Origin of the sequence: Solibacillus sp. FSL R5-0691, from assembly GCF_037974225.1 — a bacterium.
Taxonomy (GTDB): domain Bacteria; phylum Bacillota; class Bacilli; order Bacillales_A; family Planococcaceae; genus Solibacillus.
The window spans coordinates 2,397,366-2,414,540 of record NZ_CP150231.1; the positions used below are offsets into that span (position 1 = coordinate 2,397,366).

19 protein-coding genes and 1 riboswitch are annotated in these 17,175 nt (G+C 37.3%); of the genes, 3 read left to right on the top strand and 16 right to left on the bottom strand.

Annotation, left to right across the window (positions count from 1 at the left end; all coding sequences use genetic code 11):
• Window positions 1-91 precede the first annotated feature (91 nt).
• Together MKY51_RS12045 and MKY51_RS12050 are read right to left on the bottom strand one after the other, a co-directional pair.
• Complete coding sequence (locus tag MKY51_RS12045; protein WP_014823175.1) at window positions 92-652, bottom strand: hypothetical protein; 561 nt, start codon at window positions 650-652, stop codon at window positions 92-94.
• Window positions 653-675: 23 nt separating this feature from the next.
• Entirely contained in the window at window positions 676-1,734 is a 1,059-nt protein-coding gene (locus MKY51_RS12050; RefSeq protein ID WP_339172377.1) for a site-specific integrase, read from the bottom strand.
• A 603-nt stretch (window positions 1,735-2,337) separates the two neighbouring features.
• Here MKY51_RS12050 and MKY51_RS12055 point away from each other — a divergent pair.
• Both MKY51_RS12055 and MKY51_RS12060 read left to right on the top strand, forming a co-directional pair.
• Entirely contained in the window at window positions 2,338-2,658 is a 321-nt protein-coding gene (locus MKY51_RS12055) for a DUF771 domain-containing protein (protein WP_014823173.1), read from the top strand.
• 71 nt (window positions 2,659-2,729) lie between these two features.
• Window positions 2,730-3,866 (top strand): site-specific integrase, encoded by a 1,137-nt coding sequence (locus MKY51_RS12060; RefSeq protein WP_339172379.1) that lies wholly within the window; start codon window positions 2,730-2,732, stop codon window positions 3,864-3,866.
• Window positions 3,867-3,941: 75 nt separating this feature from the next.
• Here the strand turns inward: MKY51_RS12060 and MKY51_RS12065 are convergent, their stop codons facing one another.
• The 12 genes from MKY51_RS12065 to MKY51_RS12120 form a co-directional block, all read right to left on the bottom strand.
• Window positions 3,942-4,247, bottom strand: a complete 306-nt coding sequence (locus MKY51_RS12065) for a hypothetical protein (protein ID WP_339172380.1) — start codon at window positions 4,245-4,247, stop codon at window positions 3,942-3,944.
• Window positions 4,248-4,313: 66 nt separating this feature from the next.
• The gene (locus tag MKY51_RS12070; protein ID WP_339172382.1) at window positions 4,314-4,772 is read right to left on the bottom strand and encodes a hypothetical protein; all 459 of its coding nucleotides are present in this window, start codon (window positions 4,770-4,772) and stop codon (window positions 4,314-4,316) included.
• A gap of 732 nt (window positions 4,773-5,504) precedes the next feature.
• A complete protein-coding gene (locus tag MKY51_RS12075; RefSeq protein WP_339172383.1) occupies window positions 5,505-6,005 on the bottom strand; it encodes a metallophosphoesterase in 501 nt (166 codons plus the stop codon).
• A 106-nt stretch (window positions 6,006-6,111) separates the two neighbouring features.
• Window positions 6,112-6,705 carry an XTP/dITP diphosphatase gene (locus tag MKY51_RS12080; RefSeq protein WP_339172386.1) on the bottom strand — a complete coding sequence of 198 codons (594 nt, stop codon included), beginning with the start codon at window positions 6,703-6,705 and terminating at the stop codon, window positions 6,112-6,114.
• Window positions 6,705-7,457: a ribonuclease PH gene (gene rph / locus MKY51_RS12085; protein ID WP_339172388.1), complete on the bottom strand. Its 753-nt coding sequence runs from the start codon at window positions 7,455-7,457 to the stop codon at window positions 6,705-6,707. The genes MKY51_RS12080 and rph overlap by 1 nt, the downstream gene beginning before the upstream one ends.
• A gap of 124 nt (window positions 7,458-7,581) precedes the next feature.
• Window positions 7,582-8,382: a glutamate racemase gene (gene racE, locus MKY51_RS12090; RefSeq protein WP_339172391.1), complete on the bottom strand. Its 801-nt coding sequence runs from the start codon at window positions 8,380-8,382 to the stop codon at window positions 7,582-7,584.
• A 16-nt stretch (window positions 8,383-8,398) separates the two neighbouring features.
• The gene (locus tag MKY51_RS12095) at window positions 8,399-8,842 is read right to left on the bottom strand and encodes a MarR family transcriptional regulator (protein ID WP_339172394.1); all 444 of its coding nucleotides are present in this window, start codon (window positions 8,840-8,842) and stop codon (window positions 8,399-8,401) included.
• 73 nt (window positions 8,843-8,915) lie between these two features.
• A complete protein-coding gene (locus MKY51_RS12100) occupies window positions 8,916-9,137 on the bottom strand; it encodes a LuxR C-terminal-related transcriptional regulator (RefSeq protein WP_008405041.1) in 222 nt (73 codons plus the stop codon).
• A gap of 69 nt (window positions 9,138-9,206) precedes the next feature.
• The gene (locus MKY51_RS12105) at window positions 9,207-9,650 is read right to left on the bottom strand and encodes a thioesterase family protein (protein WP_339172397.1); all 444 of its coding nucleotides are present in this window, start codon (window positions 9,648-9,650) and stop codon (window positions 9,207-9,209) included.
• A gap of 143 nt (window positions 9,651-9,793) precedes the next feature.
• Window positions 9,794-10,570 carry a succinate dehydrogenase iron-sulfur subunit gene (gene sdhB, locus MKY51_RS12110; protein WP_251686562.1) on the bottom strand — a complete coding sequence of 259 codons (777 nt, stop codon included), beginning with the start codon at window positions 10,568-10,570 and terminating at the stop codon, window positions 9,794-9,796.
• A gap of 16 nt (window positions 10,571-10,586) precedes the next feature.
• Window positions 10,587-12,332, bottom strand: coding sequence for a succinate dehydrogenase flavoprotein subunit (sdhA, locus tag MKY51_RS12115; protein WP_339172400.1), 1,746 nt, complete (start codon window positions 12,330-12,332; stop codon window positions 10,587-10,589).
• A gap of 94 nt (window positions 12,333-12,426) precedes the next feature.
• Entirely contained in the window at window positions 12,427-13,041 is a 615-nt protein-coding gene (locus MKY51_RS12120) for a succinate dehydrogenase cytochrome b558 subunit (RefSeq protein WP_339172403.1), read from the bottom strand.
• Window positions 13,042-13,312: 271 nt separating this feature from the next.
• Between MKY51_RS12120 and MKY51_RS12125 the strand changes: the two genes are divergently transcribed.
• Window positions 13,313-13,729, top strand: coding sequence for a YslB family protein (locus MKY51_RS12125; RefSeq protein ID WP_339172406.1), 417 nt, complete (start codon window positions 13,313-13,315; stop codon window positions 13,727-13,729).
• A gap of 96 nt (window positions 13,730-13,825) precedes the next feature.
• On the opposite strand, the gene MKY51_RS12130 is transcribed toward MKY51_RS12125, so the two are convergent.
• Window positions 13,826-15,058 carry an aspartate kinase gene (locus MKY51_RS12130; protein WP_339172408.1) on the bottom strand — a complete coding sequence of 411 codons (1,233 nt, stop codon included), beginning with the start codon at window positions 15,056-15,058 and terminating at the stop codon, window positions 13,826-13,828.
• Between the two features lie 88 nt (window positions 15,059-15,146).
• Window positions 15,147-15,325: riboswitch (Lysine riboswitch) on the bottom strand.
• Between the two features lie 32 nt (window positions 15,326-15,357).
• Window positions 15,358-17,148: an excinuclease ABC subunit UvrC gene (gene uvrC, locus MKY51_RS12135; protein WP_339172410.1), complete on the bottom strand. Its 1,791-nt coding sequence runs from the start codon at window positions 17,146-17,148 to the stop codon at window positions 15,358-15,360.
• Between the last annotated feature and the right edge of the window lie 27 nt (window positions 17,149-17,175).

A 17,175-nucleotide genomic window follows, 5' to 3' on the forward strand; every position in this document is an offset into this window, starting at 1 on the left:
TAAATCAATTTAAACTGAACTAATAAAATTTGGCAAAAATCGATGAATTATCAACGTCTAAAAAGGAAGTTTTTTTGACTCTGATAATGAATTAATCATTAAATAAAAACTTCTTACATTCTTTCTTCTGATTATCCGTTAAGGCATCTTCGATCACTTTAAATTTACGATATGTAAACTTATTCATATTTTTTTTCGTATCTACATAAATCTTAAATTTCTTCTTGTCATATACCGTGCCTTGCTTATCAAGATAGTTAAATAACGCATAGCTCTGCTCTGGAGTAAAATAGCCATTATCACTATAATCCTTTTTATACGAACCAATATTCGGCCAACTTAGTTTATCTATTGTATTAAATACATATTGGTTGGCATTTTCTTTTTTAAAACGATATTTATATTTATTAACTTCTTTAAGGGTTTCTAACCTAGACGACCTTACGCCATCTTTCATCATGGTAACATTAAACCTTTCTATGCAATCAGAACCTACACCCAGTATTTCACCTGTAAATTTATTTTTAATGTAATAAACATATCTAATTGCAGTATTACATAAATCACATGAATTAATTCTCTCTCCCTTATCTTCTGCTTTTCCAGTAAAGTACCAATCCAAAACATTCTCCACTTTCTTTTTACCCTCCATCTTTTACCCACCTTACGTTAAATTTATAGTTTAGTTCCTGCTAAATACACTAGATATAAATCCCGTCTAATCGATTTTTCTAAAGGTTCGCTCTTCGTATGCCCTAGCTCATCTAACACCTTATTAGCTAATTGAACTATTTGAATTAATCCCCCCTCTTTGCAATAAAAATATCTAGAATTACTAATTTTCATTTCAAAATCAAGCTTTGTTAATAAATCATTAATGTGATTAATTGGTTCATTTATTCTAGAGAGATACATTTTAAATCTATTTCTAGCAAACGAATGTCTAAATCGATGACATCCTTTATCACAAGAAGAAATCCGCGCTTTATTATAAGCATTACGCACGCTTTTTCTGATTGTTTCATAGCTAATTTCAATAACCTTATCGTTTTCTGCTTTATCAGCTATATTTAAAATTAATTTAATATCTTTATCACTTTCTAAAGGAATAACTCTATATCTTCCTCCCTTTGTAACTCCCGCCCCTTCACCAGCTGGTATATAAATTTGATTGTTCTTTAAATCAAAGTGTTTGACTTTAATATTCGAAACTTCTTTCAGCCTTAAACCGAATTCAAACATTAGAAAAACCGCTAAAGAGACCCGTTTACTTACCGTATCTCTTATAAGTATGTAGTCTTCATATGAAATAGATCTATCAACTACCGTGCTTTTCTCTTTCTTGACTAACCTTCCATAAAAGAATATTGGTTTTGTTTTACCTCTATTTTTATAGTTCCGAGTCAGAGCAAACTGAAATAGCTGCAAGCAAGTTTCTAAATCGACGATTGACCCGTTTTTTAAACCTTTCTTACTTTGCTCGCCTATATAAGATTTATAAATCGAATTATTTAGATTCTCTAAATTTTTTATTTGATGTTTTTCTTTAGAAAACCTTATAAAATCAAGCGCGGCAGTTAATACTTTCTTCTGCTGCTTATAGCTATGAATTGCCTTTGTAGAGTTTTCTCTAGCCTCCTTTTTTGAACTACCGATGTGACTAAAATTTTTAATAATCAGTTTAACTTCAAACTCTAGTGTGTTTTTACTCCTGCCTTTTCTTATATATTCCACTCCTTTAAATGCCCTGTTCAATCGCGGGGAACGTCGGCTCGATACCCTATCAAATAAATAACTGTTTTACTAAAAGAACTATTTGTCAAATTTATATATAAAAAGGCTCGAAAAATTATAATAATAATTTTTCGAGCCTGAATTTTTATTAGATTCAACTCTTATCAGGACCAGTCTTTCAAAATGAACAGACCTATCCCATACATGAAAATGTAATTTGAGAAACTCTAATTCATAAAATGAATAGTTTCTCTAAAAAGAGTTTTTCCTGAGGAATAACTTAATAAAATAAGTAAAATAAGAATAAAAAATAATGCATTAACTATAAAATAATATTTAATTTAATGCAAGCTTATAAAAAAACATGTAAGTATAATAAACCTAAACTATGGTATTCTTTTATCTAATATATTGAATTTAGATAGTACTTTCTTTAAAAATAGTTATTGTAAAATTTTTTTCTCTATGCTATTGTATTTCTCAAGAAGTAAATATTAACATTTAAAAGTGGAAGCACCACGATGTAAACTCGACTGTTCGGGTTTATTTCGTGGTGCTTTTTTGTTTACTTCAAACTATAAATTAGCTAAGGAGTAACGTAATATGCAGTATTTAACATCACAATTAATAATCCCAATACCGGAGGATAAAATTATAGTAGATCTCATTGAATACAAAGAATTAAAAGATAACGAACTTGAAGGTTGCTATTGGAGTATGTCTGACTTAGAAAAACGTATTAATAAAAAACGTGATTGGATAACTCAAAATCTACTCTACAACCCTAAATACAAATCATTGCTTGATGTTAAAAATAAGGGGTTTGTTTTTTATCCAGTAAAGAAAGGTCAACAATGGTGCTTTCAAGCAACTAAAATGGCTAAGTTTTTAGAAGATCACTTTGCAGATATTCATAATAACTAACTTTCATTTTTTGACCATATTCAACAATTAAAATAAACTCTTTGTAATTCATTTTGAAAGGACTGATGCTTATGGCTAGCTTCCAGAAAAGGGGGCAATCCTGGCAATATACTGTTAGTTATAAGGATAAAGACGGTAAACATAAAACACTTCGTAAAAGTGGCTTTAAGACTAAAACAGAGGCTAAAAATGCTGCAACACTTGTGGAAACGGAGATATTAGAAGGAAATATAGCGATAGTGAGAAAACAGCCTTTTCATGCTTATTTTCATCGGTGGTACACTACATTCAAAAAAGATTATTCAAAGACTACTATCGCTGCTTATAAAGCCACTGAAAGTAAAATTGCTAATTTTTTTGGTGATAAAGCTATTCATAATATTACTAGATTTGAATATCAAGAATTTATCTCAAAGTTAGGAGAGTCACTTAATCATGGTACAGTATCTAAAACCCACAAACATATCCGCGCTTGTGTAACTGATGCCCTGGAGGATGATTTACTAAAAAAAGATTTCACCCGTAAGGTTATTGTTTCAGGAATAGCACCTAAAAAACATGAGGAAAAATTCATCAATTATAGCGATAGTCAGAAATTATTAAAATACCTTGTAGATAATATTGAATTAGGTTTAGAAAACTATATGTTAATTTTAGCATTAACAACCGGCATGCGTTACGCGGAAATATTAGCATTACAATGGACTGATTTTGATTTTGTTAACGGTTGTATTACGGTTAATAAGCAACTTGAATATAAACATCAAGAACTTACTACAAATGTTCTTAAGAATGTATCTAAATTTAGCCTATATAAAGTTTCACGTACTATTACTCTCGATAAATTCACACTGGATCTTTTTGAGGACTTAAAGAATAACGAGAGTTACATAATAGAAAATCATTTAAAAATTATTTTTTATAAAAATGAAATTGGAAAAATTATAACAAATGATCGAATTAACGACGTTTTACGTGCTATTTTAAAACGTTTAAATATTTCACCGGTTATTTCATTTCACGGATTACGCCATACACATGCGAGTATATTACTTTACCAACGTGTTTCAATAGTATATATTTCCGAACGCTTAGGGCACAATAATCTAGACACAACCATTGGTACATATTCACATTTAGTAAGCGAATTGCGTGAAGAAGACTCGAACAAAACCAAATCAATATTTAAACAGTTATTCATCAACTAATCAAAAAGAGAAGGATGATTTTAATACATAATCCTCCCTTCTCTTTAAACATCTTCATCAATAAAGCAATTATTTTTAAAAGTTAAGTTTATTCTTAATGTATTCCTCTGTGGCACTATGAAGCATATTTTCCCATGAAGTAAAATCAGAATAATTCATAATGAATTCGTCCATCTCTTGATCAGGTATGTCTTCAATATCTTTATACTTCTTAAAGATCTCACTACTTTCAAATCCACTAAAATTTGAAAATCTAGTATTCTTCGCTAAAAAACTATTTGTTAATAGCTCCGTTATCGGTATAGACTTAGTATTAGATACTTCTTCTAACCCTTTCGATAATTGTTTCAGTTTGTTTAAGCCCGTAATCTTAATCCCCATAATATCCACCTCCTTTAATTTTAAAGTTCTACATTTTACCAGGTAATCCTTTATAACAAGATTAATTTAATTAACACTATTTTCATTACTCCATTTCTTCCATATATAATTCCTAGCTTTTAATACTGAATTAATAAAACATAATATATAAATTATTGATACCATCATTATATTCCATCCTATATTAATCCCCATGAATAATGCATCTATTATAAAAATAGTAAAAGGCAAAGTACTAACGTATAACATTGCTTTAATTGGTAAGCTATATAGCTTATCTATTTGTTTCTCCCTTAAATCTTGATAAAGTATCTGTTGCAATGTCATCTTGTAAATAAGCATAGATAAAAGATTGGATTTAATTATTATAATTGTATAAGCACTATACCTTGATAAAAAAGGAATGACATCTACAATAAATTCTATAAACAAAAATACTGATGAAAATACGCAACTAGTCAAGATCATTTCCAGCATAAAGATTCTATTTAATAATTTTACATCTTCGGAATTTAATTTTACCATTGTAGTCCTCCATTTCACTATAACCGCGCGGCACTTTTACCGATTATAGACTACATCTAGATAATGCTCAAAAATCTCTCGATGTGTAAAATTTGTGTAAAAACATATCGAAAACTATCCTATACTTTCGTATATAGATAATACGAAAAAACGCTTCAAACTCTTGAATATCAAGGGTTTGAAGCGTTTAATCTTTTGTTCAATCTTATACAATTTGAACCTAAATACGTCCCAGGAGGGATTCGAACCCCCGACCGACGGCTTAGCTTACCACTATAGTTTTCACTACTTATACAGAAGTATAATTTGTTGGTCTGGACTATAACTTCACCATTTCAGGTGCGACACGTTTAGTCTCTACGGAACCTCTCGCAATTTCTTGCAGCAAACATTTTACCTGCATAAAGCCATTCAAATGTTCTCGTTTCCTCGGTATTGCCATCAGCATAATCTGTTAAGGGTTTACCGATACGGTGTCGTCCACTTTATACGTTCATTTTCCGTATAAAGGCTCCTATTTACTTAAAGGCCGTTGCTCTATCCTGCTGAGCTACTGAGACAATTTCTTTAAACCAATTGGTAATAAAGACATTTTTTATTATATGGTATATTATATTTAAAGTCAACAAACAAATTAAACAAAATTATTATTTAACTAAAATAATTTTCCATTTGCTAAATTCTGTATTAAAAAAGTGAAGCCCTCATTACTTCAAGGCTTCACATTGTTAATTAACGCTCATAAAACAATTCATCAATCAAATTATTATTATCGTCATAACATTGTAATGTAAAATGTGTGGAAGTTATTGTCAGAGTCACAAATGACTTTTCTTCGATCCGGCGTGGCTTCAACAAGCTGCCCGGATTGATAAATAATATGTCATCAATATATTCTGCACCAAGGATATGTGAATGACCAAAACATACGATTTGTGCGCCGACTTCCTTTGCGCGGTAAATCAGTTTCATCGGAGAGTTTTTCACATCGTATAAATGCCCGTGTGTCACATACACAAAATCTCCATTTACCTGAAAAAGCAGCTCTTCCAAATAGTTATGGTCATGATCACAGTTCCCTTTCACACGCTCTACTCCTTGCAGAGCAGGATGTGCATACGGTAATTCACTATCACCACAATGGATCACTTTATGCGCATCTGGATGGTAGCCCTTTACACGTTCAATGATTTCCTCGTCACCATGTGTATCACTCATTATCAACAGCTTCATACGTATCCACATCCTTTACATTTCTATACTTAGTTTGACAGCATTGAAACGAAAATTCAATCGTTATTAAACAAATTTTTACAATTTCCAGCAATTGCCGAAATTGCTATTTCAGAAATTCTGCTAGCTGTAATGCCAGTTTGCGAATGGCATTGCCTCGGTGTGAAATGGCGCCTTTTTCTTCGGCAGAAAGTTCCGCCATATGTTTTTCCAAAGCAGGTACATAGAAAATCGGGTCATAACCGAATCCATTTGTCCCCTTCTTCTCATGTGCAATTATACCTTCACAAGTACCGAATACTGTCTTTGTCTCCATGTTCGGTCCAGCAATTGCTAAAGCACAGCAGAAACGGGCTGTACGCTGTTCTTCCGGTACGTCCTTCATGTTTTCCAGCACTTTCACCATATTCGCTTCATCATCATGGTCGCCGGCATAACGCGCTGAATACACACCCGGTTCACCGTTTAAAGCATCGATCGCTAATCCGCTGTCATCTGCAATCACGATTTGGCCAAGCATGTTCGCCAATGTTTCCGCCTTTAAAATGGCATTTTCTTCAAAAGTCGTACCTGTCTCTTCAATTTCCACATCTGGAGCAACCTCAAACATTGTGACAACTTCATAGCCAAATGGTCCGAATAATGCTTCAAAGTCTTTCGCTTTACCTTTGTTCTTCGTGGCGATTACTACTTGTTTCATTATGCTTCCACCTTTCCGATCAAGTTTGCGATGTCGCCTAATGCTGTTTTTTGCATTTCGATTAGCTGTGCAATTCCGGCTTCTCCTAAATCGAGTAATTCATTTAGTTCTGAACGGCTGAATGTCGCTTCTTCGCCTGTCCCTTGCAATTCCACAAATTCGCCGGCACCTGTCATAATAACGTTCATATCGACTTGTGCAGCTGAATCTTCCACATAGTTTAAGTCCAAAACTGCGCCAATGTTTTCTAGTTTTCCGACACTCGTCGCAGCTAAATAATCTGTAACCGGGAATTTTACGAATGGCTTGTCAGCACCTAGTTTTGCAATTGCCTGTGTCATCGCTACAAAAGCTCCTGTAATCGATGCTGTACGCGTTCCGCCATCTGCCTGGATTACGTCACAGTCAATCCATACTGTTTTTTCACCTAATGCTTCTAAATCAACGACAGCACGTAATGCTCGGCCGATTAAGCGTTGAATTTCCATTGTGCGGCCACTTACCTTCCCTGCAGAGCTTTCACGGCGTGTGCGTTGCTCTGTAGCGCGTGGTAGCATGGAATATTCAGCCGTAATCCAACCTTTACCTTGTCCACGTAAAAAACCAGGTACTTTTTCTTCAATCGTTGCAGTACAAATCACCTTTGTATTTCCAACTGTTATTAATACCGAGCCTTCCGGATGCATTAAATAATTATTATCAATTTGAACTGGACGTAATTCATTCACAGCTCTTAAGTCATGTCTAGTCATTCGTGACCTCCTCAATTTGTTCGCGCACTTATCTTATCACAATTTAAGGTGGGTCTAAAGCAGAAAAGCAAGACATAGAAGGAAAAAGCTCAAATTAGACAAAATGCCTAATTTGAGCTATCAACTATTTTTCGAATGTAATTTTACGGATATCCAATTCACCTTTTTCCAGCCAACGTTCCGCTATGGAACGGAAAATCGGCACAGAACCAGATGCATGCAGAATATGGTGTGGCGGTTTTTCCTCTGTTCGTAATTGTCCTGTGTAGCTTAAAATCGCTTCAACATCTTTAGCCGTTTCTTCGGCAGATGACAGGACGTGAACTTGTGAGCCTACTGCTGCTTCGATTTGCTTTTGTAAAATAGGATAATGTGTACAGCCTAAAATAACTGTATCAAATCGCTCATCTTCAAGCGCCTTTAATCCTTTCGCAACAAGGTCATACGAAAATTGGCCTTCGTATTCGCCACTTTCAACGAGTGGCACAAATGTCGGACAGGCAAGTGGAATTATTTTCGCTTTTGTCGACAATGATTTCACTGCTTCTTCATATGCGCCGCTTTTGATCGTGCCTTCTGTCGCTAATACGACAACTTCATTGCGCTTTGTCTTTTTTATGGCCGCTCGTGCCCCTGCATTAATAACTCCTAAAACCGGAAATGGCATATGCTTTTGCAGACTTTCCAATGCAACGGCAGTCGCAGTATTACATGCAATGACAAGCATCTTCACATTCATCTTTTCAAGCGCTTTTGCCATCTCCCATGTAAAATTGCGGACTTCTTGCTTTGTGCGTGGCCCGTAAGGACATCGCGCCGTATCACCTATATAATATATTGTTTCATTCGGCAAAAGCTCCATAATTGCTTTTGCCACTGTTAATCCGCCAACTCCGGAATCGATAACACCTATTGGGGCATTCACTTGTACCGCCTCTATCCTATTTCATTAATAAATGTAGTTTTTGTAATGTTCTTGATAATTGCTCAAACTCTTCTGCGTTAAATTCCTGTGTAATATCCCGCAAATAATTTTGACGCTTTAAAATTACTTCCTGGATAATTCTTTCGCCTTCAGGTAAAAGATGAATCCTTACAACACGTCGATCATTTTCGTCACGTACACGCTGTACCAATTCATTTTTTTCCATCCGGTCCACTAAATCTGTCGTTGTCGAAAATGCTAAATACATTTTCGTCGACAAGTCACCGATCGTCATATCACCCGATTCATGCAACCATTGCAATGCAATAAATTGCGGAGGTGTAATCGTATAATTGCTTAAAATTTCTCGACCTTTTTGCTTGATTAAGTGTGAAATATATCTTAGTTCTTTTTCCAGGATTGCTACAGATTCAGAGCTATGTGTGCTGTGATCTTTCATCTACTCCATTCACTCCTCGATGCGTTTCATAGTTCTATTTTGAAGTTTTTTTCATAAAATAGCAAGCATCGAATCAGTATATCGACAATTCCTGAAGTCTTAATAACTCAAGAATCGCTTGCGTACGACTTGATACACCCAGCTTTTGAATCGTATTCGAAATATGATTACGAACGGTTTTTTCACTAATGCCTAGCTTAGTTGATATTTCCCGTGTTGAATAGTCCTTTATTAATAGCTCAAAAATCTCGCGTTCTCTTTTTGTTAACAGCGAACGATGCTGCGGACGATTCATTTTGCAACACCCTCCTATCCTCTTCTTTGTACATTATGTCGAAAATACAAAGCAGGTGAGGGCATTTAACTATTTCCCAAGCAATAATTTTTTTTGTTCTTCCAGTAACGGGACACCTTTCCCCGTGTCACTGCTCAATTGTACAAGCGTTCCGCGCCCTGTATAGCACACTTCATCTTTTTCATTTTTCACCAAATAATGCAAATCCATCGATGATGTGCCGATTGATGCGGTTTTAACAAATATTGTCAATTCTTCGTCGAAAAACACTTCTTTTAAATAATCACATTGGATATCCGCAACAACGAGCATATTTCCCGTATCTGATCCTGCTGTAAAATCAAATCCTAATGCTTTAAAATATTCGATACGTGCATACTCGAAATAGGCAAATACTTTTGTATTGTTCACATGCCCGTACATATCCGTTTCCGAAAAACGCACCTTTACCTTTGTCGAAAACGAAAATCCTGCCATCCATTCTGTTGCATCCTGAATATATGTAGCTCGCATAATAAATTCCCCCTTTGTTTGATTCCATCATCATCCCCTGATAATGAATACTCATTCATTATAGCATAATTTGTCAGAAATCAAAAAGCGGACTCAAAACAAAAAGACCCCCACCTAGGTGAGGGTCAATTATATTCATTCGATTAGTCAACCATGTGGTCAGAACCGAAGAAGTTTTTGAACATTTGAACTGTTGTTTCACGGTTAAGTGCAGCGATAGATGTTGTCAAAGGAATACCTTTTGGACATGCAGCTACACAGTTTTGTGAGTTACCGCAGTTTGCAAGACCACCATCGCCCATAATTGCATTTAAACGCTCGTCTTTATTCATTGCACCTGTTGGGTGTGTGTTGAATAAACGTACTTGTGATAATGCAAATGGTCCGATGAATGATGCAGATTCAGAAACGTTTGGACATGCTTCCATACATACACCACAAGTCATACATTTTGATAATTCATAAGCCCATTGACGTTTGCGCTCTGGCATACGAGGACCTTCGCCTAAATCATAAGTACCATCGATAGGTACCCATGCTTTAACTTTCTTAAGTGCATTAAACATGCGCTCACGGTCTACTTGTAAGTCACGGATAACCGGGAAAGTTTTCATTGGCTCTAAACGAATTGGTTGAGTTAACTTGTCTACTAATGCTGAACAAGATTGTTGTGGACGTCCGTTGATTACCATTGAACATGCACCACAAACTTCTTCCAGACAGTTCATATCCCATGCTACTGGAGTCGTTTTTTGACCATCAGCAGTAACAGGATTTTTTTGAATATGCATTAGAGCAGAAATAACGTTCATACCTGGACGGTAAGGAACTTCAAACTTCTCAACGCGTGTAGCACCATTCTCATTGTCTTGACGAACGATTTCTAACTTAACTGTTCTATCAGTATTTACTGTTTCCACTGTTTAGTTCCCCCTTCTACGCTGAGTAGTCGCGTTTACGTGGTGGAATTAACGAAACGTCTACATCGGCATAAGTAATAATTGGTTCGCCCGTTGCCGGATCGAACTTCGCCATAGTTGTTTTTAAGAAGTTTTCATCATCACGTTCAGGGAATTCAGGCTTGTAGTGAGCCCCACGAGATTCGTTACGTAATAATGCACCCTTAGTCATAACTTTAGCTAAATATAGCATGTTCTTTAACTGACGAGTGAAGTGAGCACCTTGATTCGACCATTTTTGTGTGTCGTTAATGTTGATGTTTTCCCAACGCTCTTGAAGTTCAGTTAATTTCGCATAAGTTTCTTCTAGTTTTGCGTTTACACGTACAACAGTCATGTTGTCAGTCATCCACTCACCAAGTTCTTTGTGTAGTAAGTAAGCGTTTTCTGTACCATCCATTTTTAGGATAGCTTCCCATTTTTCTGTTTCTTCCTGTACGCGACGCGTATAGATTTCTTCAGGTAAATCTTCTGCATGCTTTTTAAGTCCTTTAATGTACTTAACAGCATTTGGACCTGCAACCATACCACCGTAAATCGCTGATAATAATGAGTTCGCACCTAAACGGTTTGCACCGTGTTGTGAGTAGTCACATTCACCTGCAGCGAATAAACCAGGGATTTCAGTCATTTGGTCATAGTCAACCCATAATCCACCCATTGAATAGTGTACCGCTGGGAAGATTTTCATCGGTAATTTACGTGGGTCATCACCTACGAATTTTTCGTAGATTTCGATGATACCACCTAGTTTAATATCTAATTCATGAGGATCTTTATGGGATAAGTCTAAGTATACCATGTTTTCCCCGTTAATACCCAATTTTTGATTTACACACACGTCAAAAATCTCACGTGTTGCGATATCACGTGGTACTAAGTTACCGTAAGCTGGATATTTCTCTTCTAGGAAGTACCAAGGCTTACCGTCTTTATACGTCCATACACGTCCACCTTCACCACGAGCAGATTCAGACATTAGACGGTTTTTGTCGTCTCCAGGAATCGCTGTTGGGTGAATTTGAATCATTTCACCATTTGAATATGTTGCACCTTGTTGGTAAACAATCGATGCTGCAGAACCAGTGTTGATTACTGAGTTTGTTGTTTTACCGAAGATAATACCAGGACCACCTGTTGCCATAATTACAGCATCAGAGCGGAATGAGCGAATTTCTTCACTACGTAAATCTTGTGCTACGATACCGCGGCAAACGCCTTCGTCATCAAGCACTACACCAAGGAATTCCCAGTGCTCATATTTCGTAACTAAACCAGCTACTTCGTGTGAACGAACTTGCTCGTCTAGTGCGTATAATAATTGTTGACCAGTAGTCGCACCAGAGAATGCTGTACGGTGCATTAACGTACCACCGAAACGACGGAAGTCAAGTAAACCTTCTGGAGTACGGTTGAACATTACACCCATACGGTCCATTAAGTGGATAATACCAGGTGCTGCATCACACATACCTTTAACTGGTGGTTGGTTCGCTAAGAAGTCACCACCATAAACTGTATCATCAAAGTGGATCCATGGAGAATCCCCTTCACCTTTTGTATTAACTGCTCCGTTAATTCCGCCTTGTGCACATACAGAGTGTGAACGTTTAACCGGAACTAACGAGAATAATTCAACTTCAGTACCAACTTCAGCTGCTTTAATCGTAGCCATTAAGCCAGCAAGACCGCCACCAACGACGATAACTTTACTTTTTGCCATGATTATTTCTCACTCCTCATTAATTGCTAAAACTTTTACTCATATTCCATTCCGTCTAAGTACTTAACTATGTAGTAGTGACTAAGTTAAGTGATTAAACGAATGCTAAGATAGCTGCAACACCAACGATTGCTAATACTACGAAGATTAACAATGTAACATAAGTTGCGATTCGTTGAGATTTGTTAGATTGTGTAATACCCCAGCTTACTAAGAACGACCATAAACCGTTCGCTAAGTGGAATGCTGCTGAAACGATACCTAAAATGTAGAATACTAACATTAATGGATTATCAACGATTTCAACCATCATATTAAATTCAACTTCAGCACCTAATGCTTTTTGGATACGTGTTTGGAAAATATGCCACGCAATGAAGATTACAAGGAAAATCCCTGTGAAACGTTGCAATGCAAACATCCAGTTACGGAATGTGCTGAAACGTCCCGTGTTGTATGTCGCTGTAAAAGCGATATACACTCCATAGAATCCGTGGAACATTAATGGAATATAGATAATAATCCATTCCATCGCTAACAATAACGAGTGTGGAAGTAATTCCATAACACCTGTAGCGTTATTGTAAGTTTCCTCACCGCCAATTGCAGTGAAGTTCAGAAATAAGTGGAACACCAAGAACAACCCGACAGGAACTACACCTAGTAACGAGTGTAAGCGGCGCCATAAAAATTCACGATCTTTCGACAAAACTGTTACCCCCCTTAGTACTTGAAATACACTTGCGCAACGCCTCAAATTTGTAAAAGTTGGGATGTTGACTGCGCATTTCATCATGGTACAATATTATGACATGTCCATTGTACTCTCAACAGATACTAGCGTCAAGGCAACGCAGGATATTTTATAATCATTTTAAAGACGGTTTTACGCTGTTTTGAGAACCGTTTTTTCTGCTTATAACTCTTTTCTTCACGAAAGAATGAAAATTATACGAAAATTTATGAAAGAGGTTTTTTATATGGAAGGGTACAAAATGAAAACGATTCCAACTTTTGGCTACGAAATCATTCGTGACCATCTTCTTCCTTCTATTTTAGGAAAGCATGAAGAAGATGTTTTATATTGGGCAGGTAAAGAAATTGCAAGAAAGTTCCCATTATTTTCAATGGATGAACTGCCTTCATTTTTCATGGAAGCTGGCTGGGGCCAGTTAATTCTGGAAAAGGAAACGAAGGACGAACTTCACTACATACTTTCGACATCTGAGGAATTGCCACTTAATATTGTACAACGTTGTTTCCGTCTTGAAGCCGGCTTTTTAGCAGAGCAGAAGCAAAAACAGCTTGGCTATTTAACGGAGTGCTATGAAGAAAAAGACAATGACAAACACATCGTAAAATTTACGTTAAAATGGGATTTAAAAGAGAAAATTTAGTCTTCAACTTATCATAATTATCTATTGATGAAGATGCAAATTTGCACAATAAAAAAGCTGGAAATAAGCTACTTCAGCTCATTTCCAGCTATTACTTTAAGAAGCGGTTACTTCTTTCATTGCCAAATCGAATTCCTCATGCAGCACATTCGCAGCACGAACCATTTCTTCCTGTGGTACAACGACAGACACTTTGATTTCCGAAGTGCTGACCATTTTTACAGGAATATGTTCGCGTCCTAAACGTGCAAACATGCGGGCTGCCACCCCCGGATTGGATGCCATCGCAGAACCGATAATCGATACTTTCGCTAAACCTACTTCAAAATCTGCAAAACTAAATCCAAGTGATAGTTTACTAGTTTCCAGAACCCGTAATGCTTCCGCAAACTCATCCTTGGAAATTGTAAAGGAAATGGTCGGCTTCACGCCATCAATGACTGCTTGAACAATAATATCCACATTGATATCATTTTCTGCTAAAACACTAAACACTTCTGCCAATGACGCGGTTTCATACGAATCATAGCCGATTGTCAAACGAATAATATCCGATTCGTAGGCTATCCCGCGTACAAGTAAGTTTTTCTCCATGTCTACATCCCCTTTAATAAAAGTGCCTTCCACGTCCTGTACGAATGAACGTACAATGAGCGGTATATTGTATTTTTTGGCAAGTTCAACCGCACGTGGGTGCAATATTTTAGCCCCTAAATTTGCAAATTCCAACATCTCATCATAAGAAACTTCCGGTAGTTTCCTAGATCCCTTTACAATTTCTGGGTCTGCTGTGAAAATCCCTTCAACTGATGAAAAAATCTCGACACGCTCTGCTTCGAGGGCAACCGCCAGTGCAACCGCTGAAGTTTCAGAACCCCCTTTGCCGAATGTTGAAATATTGTCTGTCCCCGTAACTCCTTGAAAGCCTGCTACGACGACGATTTCGCCTAATGCCAAATGTTCCTGAATTCGTTTACTATCGACATGATCGATCCGTGCGTTACCATGCTTTTGATTTGTATGGATACCTGTTTGCCATCCAGCTAACGAGACAGCTTTGCCTCCATGCTCCTGAATCGCCATTGCAAGCATCGCACTTGTTATTTGTGTTGCTGATGAGACGAATGCATCCATTTCCCGTTTCGACGGCTCATCGGTAATTTCAGCAGCATATTGTCTCAATTCTCGTCGTATAGCGGGCATTGAAGAAACGACAACGACTAAGTTTATGCCACGCCCTTGCTCTTTTATCACTTTTTTAGCTAGATGTACGATTTTTTCCGGTGTAGTCAATGCCGGACCGCCAAACTTTACAACAACTGTCTCCATTCTTTTCCCTCCTTAAATTCGAAAACAAAAAAGACGGCTTTCCATGTTCATGGAAAGCCGCCGTCAATACAAATAATAGTTATAAGTTTTTCAGGATAGCCCTCCAGAACATAAAGCTCTGACAGTTTTACATCTCTTAAATGCAAAACCAGCAAACTGCGCGAACAATACGCACTTCACTTCGGCAGGACCCCCTTTCGATTGCTGTCAATGGAATTGTTCTTCCTCGAGCAATGTACTGTTGAATACTGCGCCTCTATCTTAGTAAATATTGAATTGTCTTTTATATTAGCACAACTCTATTCTTTATTCAATGGTGCTTCATGAAAATGACGATAGATGACTTCCGCCAATTTTGCCGGTACTCCTGATTCCTGCAGCTGCAGCTCGCTAGCTTCGCGAATTTTTTTCACTGATCCAAAATGCTTCATAAGCTGCTGCTTTCGCTTCGGACCCACTCCTTCAATCCCATCGAGAACAGAAGTAATGGCATTCGTTTGATGCTGCTGACGTAAAAATGTAATCGCAAATCGGTGAACCTCATCTTGAATACGCTGCAATAAATAGAAGCCGTCACTTGTACGCTTCAACGGTACAACTCCCGGAGGCGTACCAAATAAAAGTTGGGACGTATTGTGCTTTTCGTCTTTAGCAAGTCCTGCAATCGGGATGACTAAGCCAAGTTCGTCTTCAATTACTTCACGTGCAACTTCCATCTGTCCTTTTCCCCCATCGATAAGAATCAGGTCAGGCAATGGCAGATTTTCTCGCAGTACACGTGTATAGCGGCGTCGAATAACTTCCTGCATCGCACCATAATCATCATGCTTGGCCGCTTCCCTTGTTTTATATTTCCGGTATTCCTTTTTCGCAGGCTTCCCGTCGATGAAAACAACCATCGCCGATACCGGGTCTGCACCGTGCATATGACTGTTATCAAACGCCTCTATTCTAAGCGGCAACGGAATTTGCATTGCTTCAGCAAGCGCTTCACAAGCCCCTACTGTCCGCTCTTCTTGACGTTCAATCAACTGGAATTTTTCATGAATGGCGATTTCCGCATTTTTCATCGCCAGATCAACAAGCTCTTTTTTGGAACCGCGCTTTGGTGTCAGTACCTTCACATTCAAAAGCTTTTGTAAAATTGTTTCGTTAATCGATTTCGGTACAAAGATCTCTTTTGGCAATAGATGATGCGGCTGTTCGTAAAAACGACCGACAAATGTTAAAAATTCCTCTTCCGGCTCATTATAGATCGGGAAAACCGAAACATCCCGCTCAATGAGTTTACCTTGACGCACGAAAAACACCTGAACACACATCCAGCCTTTTTCCACTGCATAGCCAAATACATCCCGGTTGCTTAAATCATCCGTGACGATTTTTTGCTTTTCCATAATCTGATCAATATGGGCAATCAAATCCCGGAATTCCTTTGCCCGCTCAAACTCCAGATTTTCAGCTGCATCCAGCATTTTTTGCTGAAGGTCTTGTTGTATTTCTTCGACGCCCCCATTTAAGAACTTCGAAATCTCATCAATCATTTCGTCATATACCTGTTTTTCAATATCCTTTACACACGGTGCCAAACATTGACCTAAGTGATAGTACAGGCATACCTGGTTAGGCAGATGCGTACATTTACGAAGCGGGTACAGACGGTCCAGTAATTTACGCGTTTCGTTCGCCGCATAGGCATTCGGATACGGACCGAAATATTTCGCTTTATCCTTCTTCACTTTTCTTGTCGTAATAATACGAGGGTAACGTTCATTCGTTATTTTTATATAAGGATACGTTTTATCATCCGTTAGTTTTACATTATACTTCGGGTCATGCAGCTTAATTAAATTCAGCTCCAGAATAAGGGCTTCCAAATCGCTTGAAGTCACAATATACTCGAAGTCTTCAATCTCACTGACTAGTCTTGCAGTTTTCCCGTCATGACTTCCCGTAAAGTAAGAACGCACTCGATTTTTCAATACTTTCGCCTTACCAACGTAGATAATCGTGCCTTGACGGTCTTTCATAATATAGCAACCTGATTCATTTGGTAGTATTTCTAGTTTTGCTTTTATGATTGCATTCATTTTCTCACCTGTTTAATATGTCCTTTC

Excerpts from the sequence above, each read along its gene's own strand:
- MKY51_RS12045 (WP_014823175.1), bottom strand. The coding sequence starts at position 652 with ATGGAGGGTAAAAAGAAAGTGGAGAATGTTTTGGATTGGTACTTTACT.
- MKY51_RS12055 (WP_014823173.1), top strand. The coding sequence starts at position 2,338 with ATGCAGTATTTAACATCACAATTAATAATCCCAATACCGGAGGATAAA.
- MKY51_RS12060 (WP_339172379.1), top strand. The coding sequence starts at position 2,730 with ATGGCTAGCTTCCAGAAAAGGGGGCAATCCTGGCAATATACTGTTAGT.
- MKY51_RS12065 (WP_339172380.1), bottom strand. The coding sequence starts at position 4,247 with ATGGGGATTAAGATTACGGGCTTAAACAAACTGAAACAATTATCGAAA.
- MKY51_RS12070 (WP_339172382.1), bottom strand. The coding sequence starts at position 4,772 with ATGGTAAAATTAAATTCCGAAGATGTAAAATTATTAAATAGAATCTTT.
- MKY51_RS12075 (WP_339172383.1), bottom strand. The coding sequence starts at position 6,005 with ATGAAGCTGTTGATAATGAGTGATACACATGGTGACGAGGAAATCATT.
- MKY51_RS12080 (WP_339172386.1), bottom strand. The coding sequence starts at position 6,705 with ATGAAACAAGTAGTAATCGCCACGAAGAACAAAGGTAAAGCGAAAGAC.
- rph (WP_339172388.1), bottom strand. The coding sequence starts at position 7,457 with ATGACTAGACATGACTTAAGAGCTGTGAATGAATTACGTCCAGTTCAA.
- MKY51_RS12095 (WP_339172394.1), bottom strand. The coding sequence starts at position 8,842 with ATGAAAGATCACAGCACACATAGCTCTGAATCTGTAGCAATCCTGGAA.
- MKY51_RS12100 (WP_008405041.1), bottom strand. The coding sequence starts at position 9,137 with ATGAATCGTCCGCAGCATCGTTCGCTGTTAACAAAAAGAGAACGCGAG.
- MKY51_RS12105 (WP_339172397.1), bottom strand. The coding sequence starts at position 9,650 with ATGCGAGCTACATATATTCAGGATGCAACAGAATGGATGGCAGGATTT.
- sdhA (WP_339172400.1), bottom strand. The coding sequence starts at position 12,332 with ATGGCAAAAAGTAAAGTTATCGTCGTTGGTGGCGGTCTTGCTGGCTTA.
- MKY51_RS12125 (WP_339172406.1), top strand. The coding sequence starts at position 13,313 with ATGGAAGGGTACAAAATGAAAACGATTCCAACTTTTGGCTACGAAATC.
- MKY51_RS12130 (WP_339172408.1), bottom strand. The coding sequence starts at position 15,058 with ATGGAGACAGTTGTTGTAAAGTTTGGCGGTCCGGCATTGACTACACCG.
- uvrC (WP_339172410.1), bottom strand. The coding sequence starts at position 17,148 with ATGAATGCAATCATAAAAGCAAAACTAGAAATACTACCAAATGAATCA.